This window comes from Turneriella parva DSM 21527, assembly GCF_000266885.1.
GTDB lineage: Bacteria > Spirochaetota > Leptospiria > Turneriellales > Turneriellaceae > Turneriella > Turneriella parva.
Window position 1 is genome coordinate 3633360 of record NC_018020.1, and the last position, 16442, is coordinate 3649801.

The following is a 16442-nucleotide window of genomic DNA, read 5'->3' on the forward strand; positions in this document are numbered from 1 at the left end:
TTGTGCGAACACTTACTACTTGCGTATTGTTTTTCACGATTCCCACATTCTTGTCCGCTAAAGACAGAGATGCAACTCCGGAAGATTATGAAATTGTAAGCATAATTGACAAATGCCATTTGGACGACAAGGGGTCGGTTGAAAAACTGAAATCTGCAGTAGCCAGAGGGGGGCAACTTGGGGGTTTCAAATACCTCGGCGAAATAAATGGTAAAGTACAGAAAATTAAGTTTAACCCGTATGGGCGAACTTTCATCTTTGATTGCATTGCGGTTCTTGACTATTTGTGCGAAACTCAAGGTAAGCACAAATGCTTAGCTACTTATGGCAACTACTGCAATGCAAACAATACTCCAAGAATAAAGGCATTAGTAAGAAATGGGGCTAATGTTAACACTCCGGATCAAAATGGCTTTTCGGTCATACACAACTGTCTCCGATATGGAAATTCAGAGGCCATCACCTTTTTGATGCAAAATGGGGCCGACATAGATATCAGTGAGGGTGAAATCTTGACAGCCGCAGCTGAAACAGGAGACGAAAAACTCATCGATCTGATATTGAGCTACAAGCCGAAGATTTTTCACATGCATGATGAGAAGATCTGGCAGCCCGGCAAAAGCATTCAAAAGACTCAGAACGATAGACTTATTAAGAAGCTTCAGAAGTACTATGATACTAACGTAAAGTGAACGACGCACAACAAATTTTACAAGCTGCGCCCCTGCGGTGCCGTAGCTCCTCGGGTGCTCGGGGTTGCGCGGCGAAGATCGTGGACGGCGCGCAAGCGGGACGCTTGCTTTTGCGCGCCGCCACGAGCCGCTCCACCCACATTTTGACTTGAAGCGAAGACGCTCCAAGTCAAAACGTCTTGTAAAATCCGCGTTCTATGTCATTGCCTAGCGTCGCGAAGAAGTAGAAAAGCCAAAGAGCGCCTCGTCATTGTAAGCTCCTTCCAGGCTTGAACGCTGGTTGTGTAACGGATGCTACAGTTGAAGATCGCGACGCTCCGCGATCGCTGCAAGAGTTTTACCCAGGCGTATTCGCAAAACCCGCGAAGAGTTGTCGGCGCGATGGATCAGATTTCGTCTTGCGCTACGTTCGCGAGCCTTCGTTTTTTCGTACGCGGCGGGAATTACCGAGGCCTCGCGAACTCCGCTTTGCTTAAACCTCCAACGCCTCGTCATGTAAAGTGCGGGCTTTGCGAACACGCCACAGCCCTACCCCCTAAGCGATCGCTTGACGGCAACGACATAGAACAAATTTTACGCGCTGCGCCGCGACCACTGCGTTGGGTCGCGTGCTCGGCCCTACGCGCCGAAGATGCCCTTCGCCCGCCGGCCAATGGGCCTGCATTGGCGGGCTCGGGCAGGCGCTACGGGCACATGCGCTTCGCGTAAAACGCAATGGTTGAAATACAAAACACTTTACACCCGCAGGCGCACGTCAGCGTAAAATCAACGTTAGGCGAAATGTCGAACATATGATACACCCAGAAATTGAAGTCAAAATTGATCTATATTCTGATATAGTAGAACACATTTGGAAAGAAATTGATGCCCTAATAAAACACGGATTTCAATTTCCAAATCTGAAAGAATGGCAATCTGCAGAAATAGCAAGAAAAGAAAAGCAGAATGAGAATTTAAAGAGTCAAGGATTGCCTTTTAATGAGAAACACAATACGTACTCGGAAGCCGAATGGTTAGAAAGATATCGTGATGCTCAGGTGTATTCCCTTTATAACATACGAGAAAAAGTTCCTGACCCTAAGCCGAGAAAGATCATCCGATCAACTCAGTTTATCTGCCCGCCTGAGTATCAGACAGGTCTGGATAGCTTAACTAAGGCAATTGAATCTGGCAAGAATCTCCTGCCTTATATGAGCCGGCAAATTATCAAGCCTTCCGCTCAAGACGGCATGTTATTTGATTTCGGGATATTTCATATGCACTTGGGTACGGGCCCGGATACAAAGCGATCAGTATTAGTTGCGGGAACTAAAGACGTTGTTTACTGTGTTTTTGATGATAAAAACGCATACCTTCTCAAAATTGGGGACCATGGCCTTTGGGCTGACATAACTTTGCTGGAATTAGTGCAGCTGGAATTTGAACATCTGCTAAAACGGTGGGAATTTAATGGCATTATTGCCGTTGAAAATTCTTTGACTCCACAACAAAGAATAGACCTTCGCAAGGCCGGCGGTAATTCAATTCTTGAAGTAAACGGCAAATTTTATGCTCCACCGGGCGGTGGAATAAACACTGCAGGTACGTCAGTAAATTCTGTGATGAAAGCAGATTTCATGTTTCGGCATTACCAGGCCATCCAAGAGCAGATTGTCAGTCTCATAAAGGCAAACTCACAAAAACTTCAAGAAGATAACAAGAGGGCAATTCCAGAGATGACTCTAAAAATGATTGATCCAGAAAAGTATATCTTTGCAGATGAGCAACTCGGCTTAAAGATTCAAGCAAAAGTGAACCCGAAGACCCATCAAGTCGAATCTCTGCAAAATCTATGACCGAATCGACACTTCGCCTAACAAAATTTACCTGCTGCGCTCGCTGCGGTGCCGTGGCTCCTCGCGTGCTCGGCCCTACGCGCCAAAGATGCCTTCGTCGCACAAGCGGGACGCTTGTTTTGTGCTCCTCAGGCAGGCGCTTCGGGCACATTTGGTGACGCAGAATGGCTTTACAATTTGAATTAATGACACTTGCGTCACCAAACGTCAGGTAAATTCCGCGTTGTGTGCCATGCTATGAAAACAATCTACACAGTAACAATACTCTGCTCAATATTAGTCGCATGCCAAATGCAGCGGCAATCGTCACCCCCACAGCCATCGGTTGAGAATGCCCCGACATTAGAGAATACGAAAAAGGCAGCCGAAAAATCTGAAGAATACACGGCAGATGAAAAAATTGAATATGAAGCCTACTTTTACGAGATAGCAGAAAAGACGGTCTATTCAAAGCCGAATTTTGATTCTACGCCCCTGGTGAAGGCTCCGGACAATTCAAAATTCTTTGTCTACTTTCGGGCAATGCCTCACGTTGTTCACAAGGCGCGAAATTATTTTTGGTACAAGGTGAAGACTAAACAAGGAGATGGCTGGCTTGCTTCTCGCAGTTACGGCATCCTACCCCAAAATGCAAATTTGAAAAATTTTCAGGGCGGATGCCTGTCAAAATACGGCTGCGGTGGGTGTGATCGTATCGATTTTATTCCGGGCGGACGCTTTGAAATCGCTTCAGGATGTCATTTTGGCTTTGGTGAAGGTACTTGGCGTGCGCAGGCGAAATATATCGAAGCCACATTTGAATTTAAGCCGAGCTGCTACGACAGTTGCGGCAGGGATGAAGAAATAAGCGTCGGTGGTCTAAATATTCCCGTGGCTGAAGTTGCTGAAAAAGGCTATGAATATTTCGCAGAAGATTACGCTCGGCAAAACGGTTTCAGTGCGACTGTCCGCTTCTATCAACTGCGAAATGGGCTTTTTGCATACAAATATCAGAAAATCAGGCCCAAAAATCGAAGAGAATCGGGTTTTTGGGATCTTCCATCTGCGATGCGCAAATACACAAAGGTTTCTGTCGAACAATAGCACGGCACACAACAAAATTTACCCGCTGCGCTCGCTGCGGTGCCGTGGCTCCTCGCGTGCTCGGGTCTGCGCGGCAAAGATCGCGGACGCCGCGCAAGCGGGACGCTTGCTTTTGCGCGCCGCCGCGAGCCGCTCCGACCACATTGATGGTGCTTAATATGCGGCTTTTCAAATAAGCCCGGTTTTATTGTGTGGCGCACCATCAACGTCGGGTAAATTCCGCGTTCTATGTCATTGCCTAGCGTCGCGAAGAGATAGAAAGGCCGAAGAGCGCCTCGTCATTGTAAGCTCCTTCCAGGCCTCAACGCGGGTTGTGTAACGACTGCTACAGATGAAGATCGCGACGCTCCGCGATCGCTGCAAGAGTTTTACACAGGCGCATTCGCAAAACCCGCGAAGAGTTGTCGGCGCGATGGATCAGGTTTCGTCTCGCGCTACGTTCGCGAGCCTTCATTCATTCGTACGCGGCGGGAATTATTGGGAGCTCGCGAACTCCGCTTTGATTAAACCTCTGGCGCATCGTCAGATAAAGTGCGGGTTTTGCGAACACGCCACAGCCTTGCCCCTAAGCGACCGCTTGACGGCAACGACATAGAACAAATTTTACGCGCTGCGCCGCGACCACTGCGTTGGGTCGCGTGCTCGGCCCTGCGCGCCAAAGAGGCCTTCGTCGCACAAACGGGACGTTTGTTTGGTGCTCCTCAGGCAGGCGCTCCGGGCACATGCGCTTCGCGTAAAACGCAATGGTTGAAATGCAAAACACTTTACACCCGCAGGCGCACGTCAGCGTAAAATCCACGTTCTATGTCATTGCCTAGCGTCGCGAAGAGATAGAAAAGCCGAAGAGCGCCTCATCATTGTAAGCTCCTTCCAGGCTTCAACGCTAGTTGTGTAACGACCGCTACAGATGAAGATCGCGACGCTCCGCGATCGCTGCAAGAGTTTTACCCAGGCGTATTCGCAAAACCCGCGAAGAGTTGTCGGCGCGATGGATCAGATTTCATCTTGCGCTACGTTCGCGAGCCTTCGTTTTTTCGTACGCGGCGGGAATTACCGAAAGCTCGCGAACTCCGCTTTCATTAATCCTCTGGCGCGTCGTCGGGTAAAGTGCGGGTTTTGCGAACACGCCAAAGCCCTGCCCCTAAGCGACCGCTTGACGGCAACGACATAGAACAAATTTTACGCGCTGCGCCGCGACCACTCCGTTGGGTCGCGTGCTCGGCCCTGCGCGCCAAAGATGCCTTCGTCGCACAAACGGGACGTTTGTTTGGTGCTCCTCAGGCAGGCGCTCCGGGCACATGCGCTTCGCGTAAAACGCAACGGTTGAAATGCAAAACACTTTACACCCGCAGGCGCACGTCAGCGTAAAATCAACGTTCTCTGACATAGTTGCGCCGTTGTACTTCGCCGCCATCCGTGGCGGCGCTGTTCTTCAGTGGGCAAGTTGAGTGCTCAATACGGCACGGAGCGGCAGCAATGGTTTCAGGATGAATTTGTTTTGCCTGACCTTACGCGCCAGTCTTAGGCAGTTGCGGCAAGTATTTACTCATCGGTGTAGGTGGCCGGTGGTAGTCCCAAGCCTGAATGCACTTCATTAAGTACGTGAAAACATCACTTAAGCAATCAATCCCATTCCATAAGCGGAAGTATAATAATCCCGGATTCTCCTTATTAGTATTTACCAAATGCCAATCATTGTTTCTTACCAATGCGTATTTTTCTTCAAGTACGACGATGACATCAGGTAGGCTCTCTCGGGGCGTAGCGGCAAGCGCTTTGGTTATCTTCTCTTCCAGTGTGCTTATTTTCGGTCCTTTGAAGGCGATAACAATATACGGTATATTTGGCAGCAAGACTTCCTTGCCGGTAAGGCTCATGGTGCTTGTCCATGGCCACGGCTCGCAAGTGACTGTTAGTTCCTTCACTGATTTGCAATTTTTCAACGAAGCGTCAAAGCCAGCATTGCCCTCATTATCTGTTGTTAATACAGATTTTACCTCAACAGCGGCAATCACTGCGTCGGCAAGGGCAATTGCGTAATTCTGGGCTAAGACAAATCGGGGTGAGTAATCAGGTACGAGAAGAATATCAATTTGTCCTGAGCGTTTATCTTTGCTGTCAATGATTTCACCTGAAAAGAAATTGCAATTTTGCGGCAAATTTGCTTGTAGAAATTCCGTTAATATGAGTTCCCTCGCAGTCCCAATAACAGTTGTATGTTTCGCGAGTTGCATTTCTTCACTTTTGCGAAGCAGCGTTTCTCGCACTCGCTCAAAATGATCACTCAAATACGGCATAAACCCTTCCCATGCGGGATATCATATAAATACAGTAGTGTGTTATCGGCGAGTTTTCGCTTATTCGGCGCCCGCGGCTTTGAGCAGTTCCGCAGTTTCTTTGTGACCCTCCGTTGTCGCTCTCCCGAGAGCGGTCAAACCAAACTCGCCTTTTACATTTAGGTTCGCTTTGGCTTCTATAAGCAGCCTAACGACTTCTGTGTGACCATTATAAGCCGCTGACATAAGAGCGGTCCAGCCACCCTTCCTGGCCTGAAAATTTACGTTAGCACCGGCCTTTATAAGCTCCTTAACAACTTCTGTATGACCATTGCCAGCTGCTTGCATAAGAGGGGTCCAACCACCCTGATCCCTTTCATTTACGTTTGCCTTAGCTTCTATCAGGAGTTTAACGATTTCTGTGCGACCATCAAATGCCGCTGACACAAGGGGCGATACGACAGTCTTATCCTGCGCATTTATATCTGCCTTAGCTCTTATGAGAACCTTAACGACTTCTGTGTGACCATTCCGTGTTGCAAAGGTAAGAGCTGTCCAACCATCCTTGTCTTTCGCATTCACCTTCGCCCCTTTTTTCAGAAGTGAGTCAACGAGCTGAGCATTGCCTGCGCCTGCTGCTTCAAACAAATCATCGTTGAGATCCGCAAACAGAACCTGCGAAAATAAGGCGGCTAAAATCAAGAATATCTTTCTCATGCGACATTCAGTCTTAGTAAGCCGTATTGTCAGCTAAATTCTTAAATCCGAGCATCTAATAAATTGCCACACAATTCCACTCTAGTCGCCCGGCCCTCCTAGCCGGGCTCACAGGCGCAACTACGTCAGAGAACAAACTTTACCCGCTGCGCTCGCTGCGGTGCCGTGGCTCCTCGCGTGCTCGGGTCTCCGCGGCAAAGATCGCGGCCGGCGCGCAAGCGGGACGCTTGCTTTCGCGCGCCGCCGCGAGCCGCTCCGACCACATTGATGGTGCTTAGTATGTGGCTTTCCAAATAAGCCCGGTTTTATTGTGTGGCGCACCATCAACGTCGGGTAAATTCCACGTTGCCCGCCATGCCTATGCGTGGCCGAAAAATCGAAGAAGCACTGTGTGCAGTCGAGCTTGCGGCTTGCTATTTCGATGAAGATTAGAGTTTGGCGACTGGCGCAAGCACGACTGCTCGGTTGGCGCTCCTGGCTTCGAGGTTTGTCTGCGTCAGAAATCCTACTATTTGTTCGAATTCGGTATTGCGGCTTCGCAGGCCACGCATCGCGAGCTTGGGAGCGATTGGCCCCTGCCCGATCGAGGCTCTGTAGCGCTCGCTAGCCGGCACGGCGGGCAACAGATTTTACAAGCTGCGCCGCCATTCGCTACGCGAAAGGCGTGCTCGGTCTCGGCGACGAAGATGCGTCGACGCCCGCAGCTCAGTTGAGCTTTATTGGCGGGCGCGCCGCAGTCGCCTTCGACACAATTTGGGTTGCGCCGAAGACGGCACACCCCAAATCGTCTTGCAAAATCCAACGTTGCCCGCCATGCCTATGCGTGGCCGAAAAATAGAAGAGATACTGTGTGCAGTCGAGCTTGCGGCTTGCTATTTCGATGAAGATTAGAGTTTGGCGACTGGCGCAAGCACGACTGCTCGGTGGGCGCTCCTGGTTTCGAGGTTCGTGAGCGTCAGAAATCCTGCTATTTGTTCGAATTCGGTATTGCGGCTTCGCAGGCCACGCATCGCGAGCTTGAAAGCAATAGGCCCCTGCCCGATCGATGCGACGTCGCGCTCGCGAGTCGGCACGGCGGGCAACAGATTTTACAAGCTGCGCCGCCATTCGCTACGCGAAAGGCGTGCTCGGTCTCGGCGACGAAGATGCGTCGACGCCCGCGCTCTGTCGAGCTTCATTGGCGGGCGCGCCGCAGTCGCCTTCGACACAATTTGGGTTGCGCCGAAGACGGCACACCCCAAATCGTCTTGTAAAATCTAACGTTGCCCGCCATGCCTATGCGTGGCCGAAAAATAGAAGAGTTACTGTGTGCAGTCGAGCTTGCGGCTTGCTATTTGGGTGAAGATTAGAGTTTGGCGACTGGCGCAAGCACGACTGCTCGGTGGGCCCTCCTGGTATCGAGGTTCGTGAGCGTCAGAAATCCTACTATTTGTTCGAATTCGGTATTGCGGCTTCGCAGGCCACGCATCGCGAGCTTGAGAGCAATAGGCCCCTGCCCGATCGATGCGACGTCGCGCTCGCGAGTCGGCACGGCGGGCAACAGATTTTACAAGCTGCGCCGCCATTCGCTACGCGAAAGGCGTGCTCGGTCTCGGCGACGAAGATGCGTCGACGCCCGCAGCTCGGTTGAGCTTCATTGGCGGGCGCGCCGCAGTCGCCTTCGACACAATTTGGTTTGCGCCGAAGACGGCACACCCCAAATCGTCTTGCAAAATCAAACGTTAGATGCCATTGCAGCAATATATGAATTCCCCAAAACTGATCTTAACCACGATGTTTCTCTCTTTGTCCTGTACAAGCCTTGTAGAAAACGCGAAAAAATACACAGACGAAAAGGTTAGGTGCTTAAGGGGAAACTGCTATGACGGTTTCGGAATCCAGCAAACCGATGATGTCGAAGTCTATACAGGCGAATTCTTAAACGGCAAATACCACGGGAAAGGTGAATTCAAATGCCTAGATAAAGCCTGGGTTAAAGGTACATTCATCAATGGGCGCTTGGTTGGTAGTTTCGAAATGGGCATTTGGGACTTTTTGATCTTTGGTAACACACGAGAAGGCGAATATGACGGCACTATTCGAATAACATCGACAAAACATAAGAAGCTAGACCAATACGAGATAAATTACGATAAGGGTATACTCCACGGCCCTATTATAATGAGTTACGATTCTGGGCGGACTAAAATGACTATAAATCTCCGAAATGGGGCTTTCGAATCAGGTCATGCATCAGATGCAAAAGGCAAGGTCACAAAACTGAAATTCCTGAGAGTGCAAGACGGCACGTATGAAAGGTGCTATCTTTCTCCAGAAGAAGACCCCAAAGAGAGATTTGACGCATTTGATTGTTTCAAAGACCCTTTCCCAAAACTTATCCGAGGCTGCAACGGCATCTAACAAGATTTACCTGCTGCGCTCGCTGCGGTGCCGTAGCTCCTCGCGTGCTCGGCCTCCGGTGGCCTGAAATGCGTTGACGCCCGCGCTCTGTCGAGCTTTATTGGCGGGCGCAACGCAGCCACCTGCGGCACATCGATGGCGCGCCAAGAGCGGCTTCACTAAGAAGACTGCATTTATTGTGCGGCGCACCATCGACGTCAGGTAAATCCAACGTTGTGCGAAATAGCCATGAAGAGATTATTACCTATACTTTTTCTCAGTTCGGCCCTTTTTCCACAGATAGCCGAAAAATCCCTTTTTGCAGAAGAAGCTGAATGCCAATCTGGTAACTGTCAAGACGGATTTGGCCGCATCAGAATATTCCCGCAATCGCGCGCACTCCATATGGAGAAAGGTGAGACAAGTTATGAAGGAAATTTTCGACGTGGTTTGCGCCACGGCAAAGGCATCATCAGATATTCAAATGGAATAGTATATGAAGGCCTTTGGCAAAATGATCTTTATGATGGCCCTGCCAAAATCACGTTTAATGATCAAAGTTCATTCCAAATAAAATCGAAGCAAGGTGTGTTTTCATGGAGAAATAAAATATTTAAGCAAACTGATATTGAGCGCAGAGCGTTGTTTGATTATGAGTGCCTGAAGGCTACTGGCCTGATAACGATACAACCCAAGGATGAAAAACAAATGTCATCGATAAATAAGTACTGTGATAGCCAAAGCAAAGAATCTTTTTTTAGGAATAGGCGAGAGTTTCGCAAATTAGTATGCACATTTGGCATAACGACCACAAGCATTTGGACAACCGCTAAAGATGAAACGTGCGCCGATTTGAAGGATTGGAACTAGAGAATGCTACCGAATGGCTACTTCGCACAACAAGTTTTACCTGCTGCGCTCGCTGCGGTGCCGTAGCTCCTCGCGTGCTCGGCCGCTCCGCGCCACAGATGCCCTGCGCCCGCCGGCCAATGGGCCTGCATTGGCGGGCTCGGGCAGGCGCTTCGGGCACATTTTTGCTTGTGCCGAAGACGTCACAAGCAAAAACGTCAAGGTAAAACCAACGTTGTGGGAAAGGCTGCCTAGATTATTATGACGAAAAAAATTGGAATACTTTTGACATTCTTACTCAGTGGACATATATTCCCAGTCGAGCAGATTCCGGAAACACTTGAGGCGTTCGATAAAGAAATAAGAACCCTGGAACCTTTTGAGAAAAAACCACATGGCTTGTCTGAATACAGGAACACATTTTGGCTTGAACAAGGCAATGTCACGAAAGAGAAAATAATAAAGATTGCTGAATCATTCCAGGGAAAAACGATCCTCGGAATAAGAATTTTTGAAGAACTTTCAGTGTATGAAGATTTAGACAGGTTTCCCTATGTCGCAAATGCACCGATCCCGAATAAGAAAGCTATATATGTTAGCCTTTATGGCTGTTTATCCGACACAACGAAGAAGATTCCTGAGGAAGCAAAAAAATATAAGGACTCTACTTATGGTCTCGCAATCACTTTGAAGTTTCATGGTAAATACGATAAAGTGAAGGGATTGTCTTCAATCGAGCCGAATCAGGGATTTAATCAAATTGTCATAGAAATAGCATACAACAGTCGTGTCTGTATCCCTAGGTGACGGCAGCCCATCGCACAACAAATTTTACGCGCTGCGCCGCGACCACTTCGTTGGGTCGCGTGCTCGGGTCTCCGCGGCATAAGATCGCGGACAAAGCACAAGCGGGACGCTTGTTTTGTGCTTTGCCGCGAGCCGCTGCGACCACATTTTGCCTTGCTGTGAAGACCCAGCAAGGCAAAACGTCAGCGTAAAATCCGCGTTGTGCGAAACACGGCGAAATATTTTTCAATTCCTCGATCATCCATGATCGAGCTCTGTCCTTGAAAGCTTTTGATTTCTTGCCGGCTCTGCATTTAAAGTGAAAGCAGTTGACACAATATGCATCATTGTGATTCATAATGAATCACGAGGAATATATGCCGAGAACCGTAACTCTTAGATTGCCCGATAAGACATATAAGCAGGTCAAAACGGCCGCCCTGTCGGAAAATCGATCTATAGCAAACTATATTGAGACGCATCTGCTTGAACACTTGTTCGAGTCTGATTTCGTCGATGACATAGAAATGAGTTCGTACGCCAGGGATCCCAAATTTCGCAAAACCATCGAATCTGCCCAGGCTGACATTAAAAAGAAGAAGTACAAGATAGTAGCTTAGAATGTTCCAGATCGCTGAGACTGAAACCTTTGAGGAAGAGCTTAAAGCGTTGGGATTACAGCAAAGATTCGACAAAGCCAAGAAAACCATCTATTCCATGCTGAAGGACAATCCTTACTATGGAAACAATATTAAGAAGCTGAAGGGCAACTACGCAGGGCTGTATCGGTACCGGTTAGGCGATTACCGACTGATCTACTCAATTGATGAAGACGAGCAAATCGTTTTCATGTTACACGCAGTTCAAAGAAAAGACGCATACTAAATACCTGATTGCCATCCTTGGCAATCAGGGCTGGGCCGAACGCCGTGCATCGCACAACAAATTTTACGCGCTGCGGGCGCGACCGCTTCGCTGGGTCGCGTCCTCGGGTCTTCGCGGCATAAGATCGCGGACGACGCGCACACCGGGAGGTGTGTTTGGGCGCGCCGCCGCGAGCCGCTACGACCACATTTTGACTTGCTGCGAAGACACAGCAAGTCAAAACGTCAGCGTAAAATCAACGTTGCCCGCCATGCCTATGCGTGGCCGAAAAAAAGAAGAAGCACTGTGTGCAGTCGAGCTTGCGGCTTGCTATTTCGGTGAAGATTAGAGTTTGGCGACTGGCGCAAGCACGACTGCTCGGTTGGCGCTCCTGGCTTCGAGGTTTGTGGGCGTCAGAAATCCTACTATTTGTTCGAATTCGGTATTGCGGCTTCGCAGGCCACGCATCGCGAGCTTGAGAGCGATTGGCCCCTGCCCGTTCGATGCGACGTCGCGCTCGCGAGTCGGCACGGCGGGCAACAGATTTTACAAGCTGCGCCGCCATTCGCTACGCGAAAGGCGTGCTCGGTCTCGGCGACGAAGATGCGTCGACGCCCGCAGCTCAGTTGAGCTTTGTTGGCGGGCGCGCCGCAGTCGCCTTCGACACAATTTGGGTTGCGCCGAAGACGGCACACCCCAAATCGTCTTGCAAAATCAAACGTTGTCTGACATAGTTGCAGAAAAAAGTCCTCATCCACCCGCATCCTTGCGGGTGCTCTTCACCTTGAGGGAACGGCCGATCTCTTCGATTTCATTTCGGGATAAGGTGTCAGGTTTTGAAGGGATATTGTTATCTTCTTTCGGCCATGAAATTACAAAAGTATAAGAACTTCTGCCTCCATCCAAGAACATCATAAGCGAATGCCTTCCTTGAAATATGCTTTCACGCAAATAGCCATTTCTTGGTTTCGTTATCTTCTCTGAACGAATTACATACCGGTCCGACCTTTCATTTCCACAATGAGCTCGGAATAGATCTGCTAGTGGTACACCTGGAATCTCTGTAAACCCAATCAAGAAGTCGTTTGACTTGTATTCATGGAATTCCAGCGTCATTTTCCTGCCGTAGAACATCAAAGGTGTCTGCTTTTTCGAATAGACGAGTTCCAATTTCCGAGGAACCTGAAACTCGAAGGCGCCCGACTCATTTGCTATTCGCAAACTTGCACTTTTCTTTGAAGCTCCTGAATCCTTTGCCTCACTCCGCAAGAAATTGCTATCCGGAAAAAGAAGCCCTAAGAAGCAGCATCCTATAGCTACAATGAATCGGTTAGCGACCATCTCCTCGTCCAACCTGAAGTGGTATATTTGGCTTGTAAATGACATAATGTGTTCATACATGATTGCGGCCCAGCCGTCCGTGGCTGGGCCTATTCAAGCAACTACGTCAGACAACAAGATTTACGAGCTGCGCTCCCTGCGGTGCCGTAGCTCCTCGGGTGCTCGGCCTCACCCACAAAGAAGCGTTGACGCCGCACGCACGTGACGTGCATTCGGTGCGGCGCAACGCTGTGGGTTCGGCAAATTGATGACGCTTAGTATGCGGCTTTCCAAACAAGCCTGCTTTTATTGTGCGGCGCGTCATCAACTTCTCGTAAATCCAACGTTGTGTGCAATGGCTAAGAAACTTATTTTCTCAATGGCATATTCGCAAAGCGACCATCTCGACAGTCAAATGTATACGTTCTTCGCGGATTCTCATTCGGATTATTTGCATCAATCTCAGCACCGGAAATCAGCAGATTCTGGCAAGTCTTGCTCATTAGTTTAAATTCGTTGTTGTCTACGAATGCCTTCTCGAATACTTGTTTCAGATTTCCGTCACTCTGGCCAAAGTAGATTGTAACCCGCACCCACCCACAACAGCCTGAACTCTCTATAGCATCCGCGTACTCGTCATTGTTTACCTTCACAATCGTTGCGACGCTGCGACGCTTTCCGATGTGCATTGGTTGCCAGAAATTTCCCTTGAAAATCCACAGGGATTTAGGTGAAATAAAGGTGAACACGTCATCCACTATGGCCGGTACAGTCACAATGGCCAGGTTCCCTTCTATCTCATGAATCTGAATGATTTTATTGAGTTGCCGTAACTGGGTTCTGGAGCCTTCCGGATTCCATTTCATATTCTCTTCCAGCATTCTTCGGCCAAACCATTGTGCATTCAACAATAGCCTATCTCTGCCGCGGCCACAAATCAACTTTTGACCGGGGTGCGCTTGCCCTTCCACACGCCCAAAGAATTTCAAACAATCCTCTGTGACTGGAAACTCAGTCAGGAATCGAGAAAAAACCCAGCCACTCTTCCCCTCTATCTCGGCATTTAACCATTTGCCTGCAAATCCATCAATAGTTTCAGCTGCCTGTTCCTTTTGATCCAGTATCTTAACGATTGCAGCGTCAGGTATCGTTGTTACTAATGGCGCGTTCTTCCGTGGCTCCTTACGTAGGTTTACGCCACCTATTGCATTCACAGCGCGAAATTCGACCGCCAGCAAATTTACGCATCCAAGTATCATGAAGGCAAACAGGTATTTCATATCGGCACTTCAACCTCGGCTATATATTCAGTGATTTCGTCAACATAAATCATCCCGAATTAGCCACTGCACACAACAATATTTACCTGCTGCGCTCGCTGCGGTGCCGTTGCTCCTCGCGTGCTCGGCCTCCGGTGGCCTGAAATGCGTTGACGCCCGCGCTCTATCGAGCTTCATTGGCGGGCGCAACGCAGCCACCTGCGGCACATCGATGGCGCGCCAAGAGCAGCTCCGCTAAGAAGACTGCATTTATTGTGCGGCGCACCATCGACGTCAGGTAAATCCAACGTTGTGCGAAAGGGGCTAAGATTATTAACTCTCCATTCAAAATAATTTTCCTGATCATCTGGCCTCTCTTGGTGAACGACTTTTTCATAATCTATGGAGATATAAATGAGAAAAAATGGGTTGTGTATTTTGACGAATTCTTTTATTTAGTTGTACCGATTTTGACGATATTTTGGCTCCGAAAAAGTAATAGACTTTCTTTGGCCGGTCTTGGGTGGCCTGGAATATCTGATGTCATTACCGAGGAATTTTTTGCCATTCTATATTTTTTGTTCTACTACTTTTTCATACTTAAAGGCTTTGGCTCGGCCTTAGTAGACATATTCCGAGCAAATCCGCACTGTGCAGTGACCCCCGAAAACCGGACAGCTTAACCTGCTGCCATTAGGTTCCTGTATTCAACCGGCGAACGCATCTTCAAGCCTTTATGGGGCGCATGATGGTTGTAGTCATGCATCCAGTCTGAAATCTGCGGCATTACTTTCCACGCGGATTCAAGGCGATTTATGTAAACGTAATCGCGCTTGAATGTTTTCACAAATGCTTCGGCCATACCGTTGCTTTCAGGGCTATAGGCAGGCGTCGTGCAGACTTGAAAGCCGATGGAAGATGCAAAATGAACCGTTTCACGGCTCGTGAATTGTGGGCCATTATCACTGAGCAGTTGAATGGTGTGTGGGCATTCAGCCTTGCCAAAGCGCTCTTCGACTGCACCGAGCAGCATGTCGCGAATGTTCAGACCGTCGATGCCGACGGTGCTGCTAAAGTGATTGATGACTTGCCGATCGTGGCAATCCAGAACAAACGCCACCCAGACGTGAGTGCCATCCCAGGTAAGCACGCCAAATATATCCATGCACCAGCGCACGTCACTTTTCGCCGTGATGATTCTGCCATCATGCACAAGGGTGCGACGGCTTGCAACTTTTTGCAGCAGCAACTGGTGCACCTTCATCAATCGGTAGACGCGCTTCTTATTCACGCGTGAAAAGCCTTGTTTTTCAAGGGTTTTGTTGAGCATTGCTGTCACGCGTCTATACCCGTAAGTCGGTCTTTCATCACAGATGCGTCGGATTTCCGGCAGTACTCGTTCATCTACCGTCTGGTCGGTTTTATTTCCGCGTCGTGAGGATTTCAAGCTTTCATAGAGGTTGGATCGAGATACGCGCAATACATCCGCTACCTGATTCACTCGAAACCCTCGATGCCGCGCAATGGCTTGTGCGAGATCAGTTTTTTTTCGCGTCCAATACGCACGGCTTCCTTGAGGATTTCAACTTCTTCCGTCTTACGACCCAAAATGCTCTCCAGCCGACGGATGCGCTCTTGGAGCTGCCTGACCTGCGATACGGGCAATACTTCCTCTTCGCTGCCAACAGCCGTCAGAGCGCCAGCCTCTTTCAGCTTTTTCCATTTGAAAATCTGCGTCGCTGCGATTCCATGTTTTCGGGCCACATACGACATGCTCATACCGGGCTGTTCGGCCTCTACCAGAATCTCCAGTTTCTCCGCGACCGACCATCTGCGCCGCCGCTGGACGGTTGTGACTAACTCTACCTTAGCCTTAGTACTATCATTATTCATATCACTACTCCTATGTCTTAGGAGCAGGATAAGGTGTCCGGTGATTTAGGGGGTCGCTACACACTGGCAATTGTGGTCGTTTCAGCGGCCCATTGATCATGAAGAAGCAGTGAATTGGCCAATGGTTTTGTTTTACTCAATTACGGCCGGGGTATATGAGGAAACCATTTTCAGAGGCATCTATACAAAACTCTTTGAGACTTATTTTAAACGAAAATGGCTCTTCTTTTTATTCGGGGCATTTATTTTCGCCTCAGTCCATTGGTGCAACGGACCTGTTAACCTCATCCATACCTTCTGCTGGGGCCTAGCGGCTTTAATTATCTATTACTACCGTCGAAAGCTCCTTTCTCTAATGTTAATGCATGCTGCATACGATGAAGTTACATACGGGAGATTATACCAATAGCCCCCATCGCACAACAAAATTTACCCGCTGCGCTCGCTGCGGTGCCGTGGCCCTCGCGTGCTCGGGTCTGCGCGGCAAAG

At 49.1% G+C, this 16442-nt stretch carries 15 protein-coding genes and 3 pseudogenes; 9 read left to right on the forward strand and 9 right to left on the reverse strand.

From position 1 onward, the window contains the following. The first annotated feature begins 2 nt into the window (after positions 1–2). The 3 genes from TURPA_RS17505 to TURPA_RS17515 all read left to right on the forward strand — a co-directional run bounded on the left by TURPA_RS17505 (position 3) and on the right by TURPA_RS17515 (position 3610). Positions 3–692 carry an ankyrin repeat domain-containing protein gene (locus TURPA_RS17505; protein ID WP_014804610.1) on the forward strand — a complete coding sequence of 230 codons (690 nt, stop codon included), beginning with the start codon at positions 3–5 and terminating at the stop codon, positions 690–692. Positions 693–1483: 791 nt separating this feature from the next. Further along, entirely contained in the window at positions 1484–2527 is a 1044-nt protein-coding gene (locus tag TURPA_RS17510; protein ID WP_014804611.1) for a hypothetical protein, read from the forward strand. 237 nt (positions 2528–2764) lie between these two features. Next, positions 2765–3610, forward strand: a complete 846-nt coding sequence (locus TURPA_RS17515; RefSeq protein WP_157210568.1) for a hypothetical protein — start codon at positions 2765–2767, stop codon at positions 3608–3610. A 1508-nt stretch (positions 3611–5118) separates the two neighbouring features. Here the strand turns inward: TURPA_RS17515 and TURPA_RS17520 are convergent. From TURPA_RS17520 to TURPA_RS24430, 5 genes and pseudogenes are all read right to left on the reverse strand, one after another. Beyond that, positions 5119–5877, reverse strand: coding sequence for a DUF6602 domain-containing protein (locus tag TURPA_RS17520; RefSeq protein ID WP_041948656.1), 759 nt, complete (start codon positions 5875–5877; stop codon positions 5119–5121). A gap of 90 nt (positions 5878–5967) precedes the next feature. After that, the gene (locus TURPA_RS17525; RefSeq protein ID WP_014804613.1) at positions 5968–6603 is read right to left on the reverse strand and encodes an ankyrin repeat domain-containing protein; all 636 of its coding nucleotides are present in this window, start codon (positions 6601–6603) and stop codon (positions 5968–5970) included. A 428-nt stretch (positions 6604–7031) separates the two neighbouring features. After that, entirely contained in the window at positions 7032–7217 is a 186-nt protein-coding gene (locus TURPA_RS23690; RefSeq protein WP_157210571.1) for a hypothetical protein, read from the reverse strand. A gap of 273 nt (positions 7218–7490) precedes the next feature. Further along, the gene (locus tag TURPA_RS17535; protein WP_157210537.1) at positions 7491–7676 is read right to left on the reverse strand and encodes a hypothetical protein; all 186 of its coding nucleotides are present in this window, start codon (positions 7674–7676) and stop codon (positions 7491–7493) included. Positions 7677–7907: 231 nt separating this feature from the next. After that, a pseudogene (locus TURPA_RS24430) lies at positions 7908–8168 on the reverse strand (hypothetical protein); the annotation flags it as partial. 178 nt (positions 8169–8346) lie between these two features. Between TURPA_RS24430 and TURPA_RS17545 the strand changes: the two are divergent. The 5 genes from TURPA_RS17545 to TURPA_RS17570 all read left to right on the forward strand — a co-directional run bounded on the left by TURPA_RS17545 (position 8347) and on the right by TURPA_RS17570 (position 11502). Then, positions 8347–9003, forward strand: a complete 657-nt coding sequence (locus tag TURPA_RS17545; RefSeq protein ID WP_014804614.1) for an MORN repeat-containing protein — start codon at positions 8347–8349, stop codon at positions 9001–9003. A 228-nt stretch (positions 9004–9231) separates the two neighbouring features. After that, positions 9232–9852, forward strand: a complete 621-nt coding sequence (locus tag TURPA_RS17550; protein WP_014804615.1) for an MORN repeat-containing protein — start codon at positions 9232–9234, stop codon at positions 9850–9852. Positions 9853–10092: 240 nt separating this feature from the next. After that, positions 10093–10638 (forward strand): hypothetical protein, encoded by a 546-nt coding sequence (locus TURPA_RS17555; RefSeq protein ID WP_014804616.1) that lies wholly within the window; start codon positions 10093–10095, stop codon positions 10636–10638. Between the two features lie 356 nt (positions 10639–10994). Then, the gene (locus TURPA_RS17565) at positions 10995–11237 is read left to right on the forward strand and encodes a hypothetical protein (protein WP_014804473.1); all 243 of its coding nucleotides are present in this window, start codon (positions 10995–10997) and stop codon (positions 11235–11237) included. A gap of 1 nt (position 11238) precedes the next feature. Further along, complete coding sequence (locus tag TURPA_RS17570; RefSeq protein ID WP_014804617.1) at positions 11239–11502, forward strand: type II toxin-antitoxin system RelE family toxin; 264 nt, start codon at positions 11239–11241, stop codon at positions 11500–11502. A gap of 238 nt (positions 11503–11740) precedes the next feature. On the opposite strand, the pseudogene TURPA_RS24435 reads toward TURPA_RS17570, so the two are convergent. The 4 genes and pseudogenes from TURPA_RS24435 to TURPA_RS17605 form a co-directional block, all read right to left on the reverse strand. Continuing rightward, positions 11741–12046 (reverse strand): annotated as a pseudogene (locus TURPA_RS24435) (hypothetical protein); the annotation flags it as partial. Between the two features lie 185 nt (positions 12047–12231). After that, a complete protein-coding gene (locus TURPA_RS17585) occupies positions 12232–12822 on the reverse strand; it encodes a hypothetical protein (RefSeq protein WP_157210572.1) in 591 nt (196 codons plus the stop codon). Between the two features lie 347 nt (positions 12823–13169). Then, complete coding sequence (locus TURPA_RS17590) at positions 13170–14081, reverse strand: SH3 domain-containing protein (protein WP_014804621.1); 912 nt, start codon at positions 14079–14081, stop codon at positions 13170–13172. Between the two features lie 599 nt (positions 14082–14680). Further along, positions 14681–15953: pseudogene (locus tag TURPA_RS17605) on the reverse strand (IS3 family transposase). Positions 15954–16074: 121 nt separating this feature from the next. On the opposite strand from TURPA_RS17605, the gene TURPA_RS24440 reads away from it, so the two are divergent. Beyond that, a complete protein-coding gene (locus TURPA_RS24440) occupies positions 16075–16362 on the forward strand; it encodes a CPBP family intramembrane glutamic endopeptidase (protein WP_014804622.1) in 288 nt (95 codons plus the stop codon). Positions 16363–16442 lie beyond the last annotated feature (80 nt).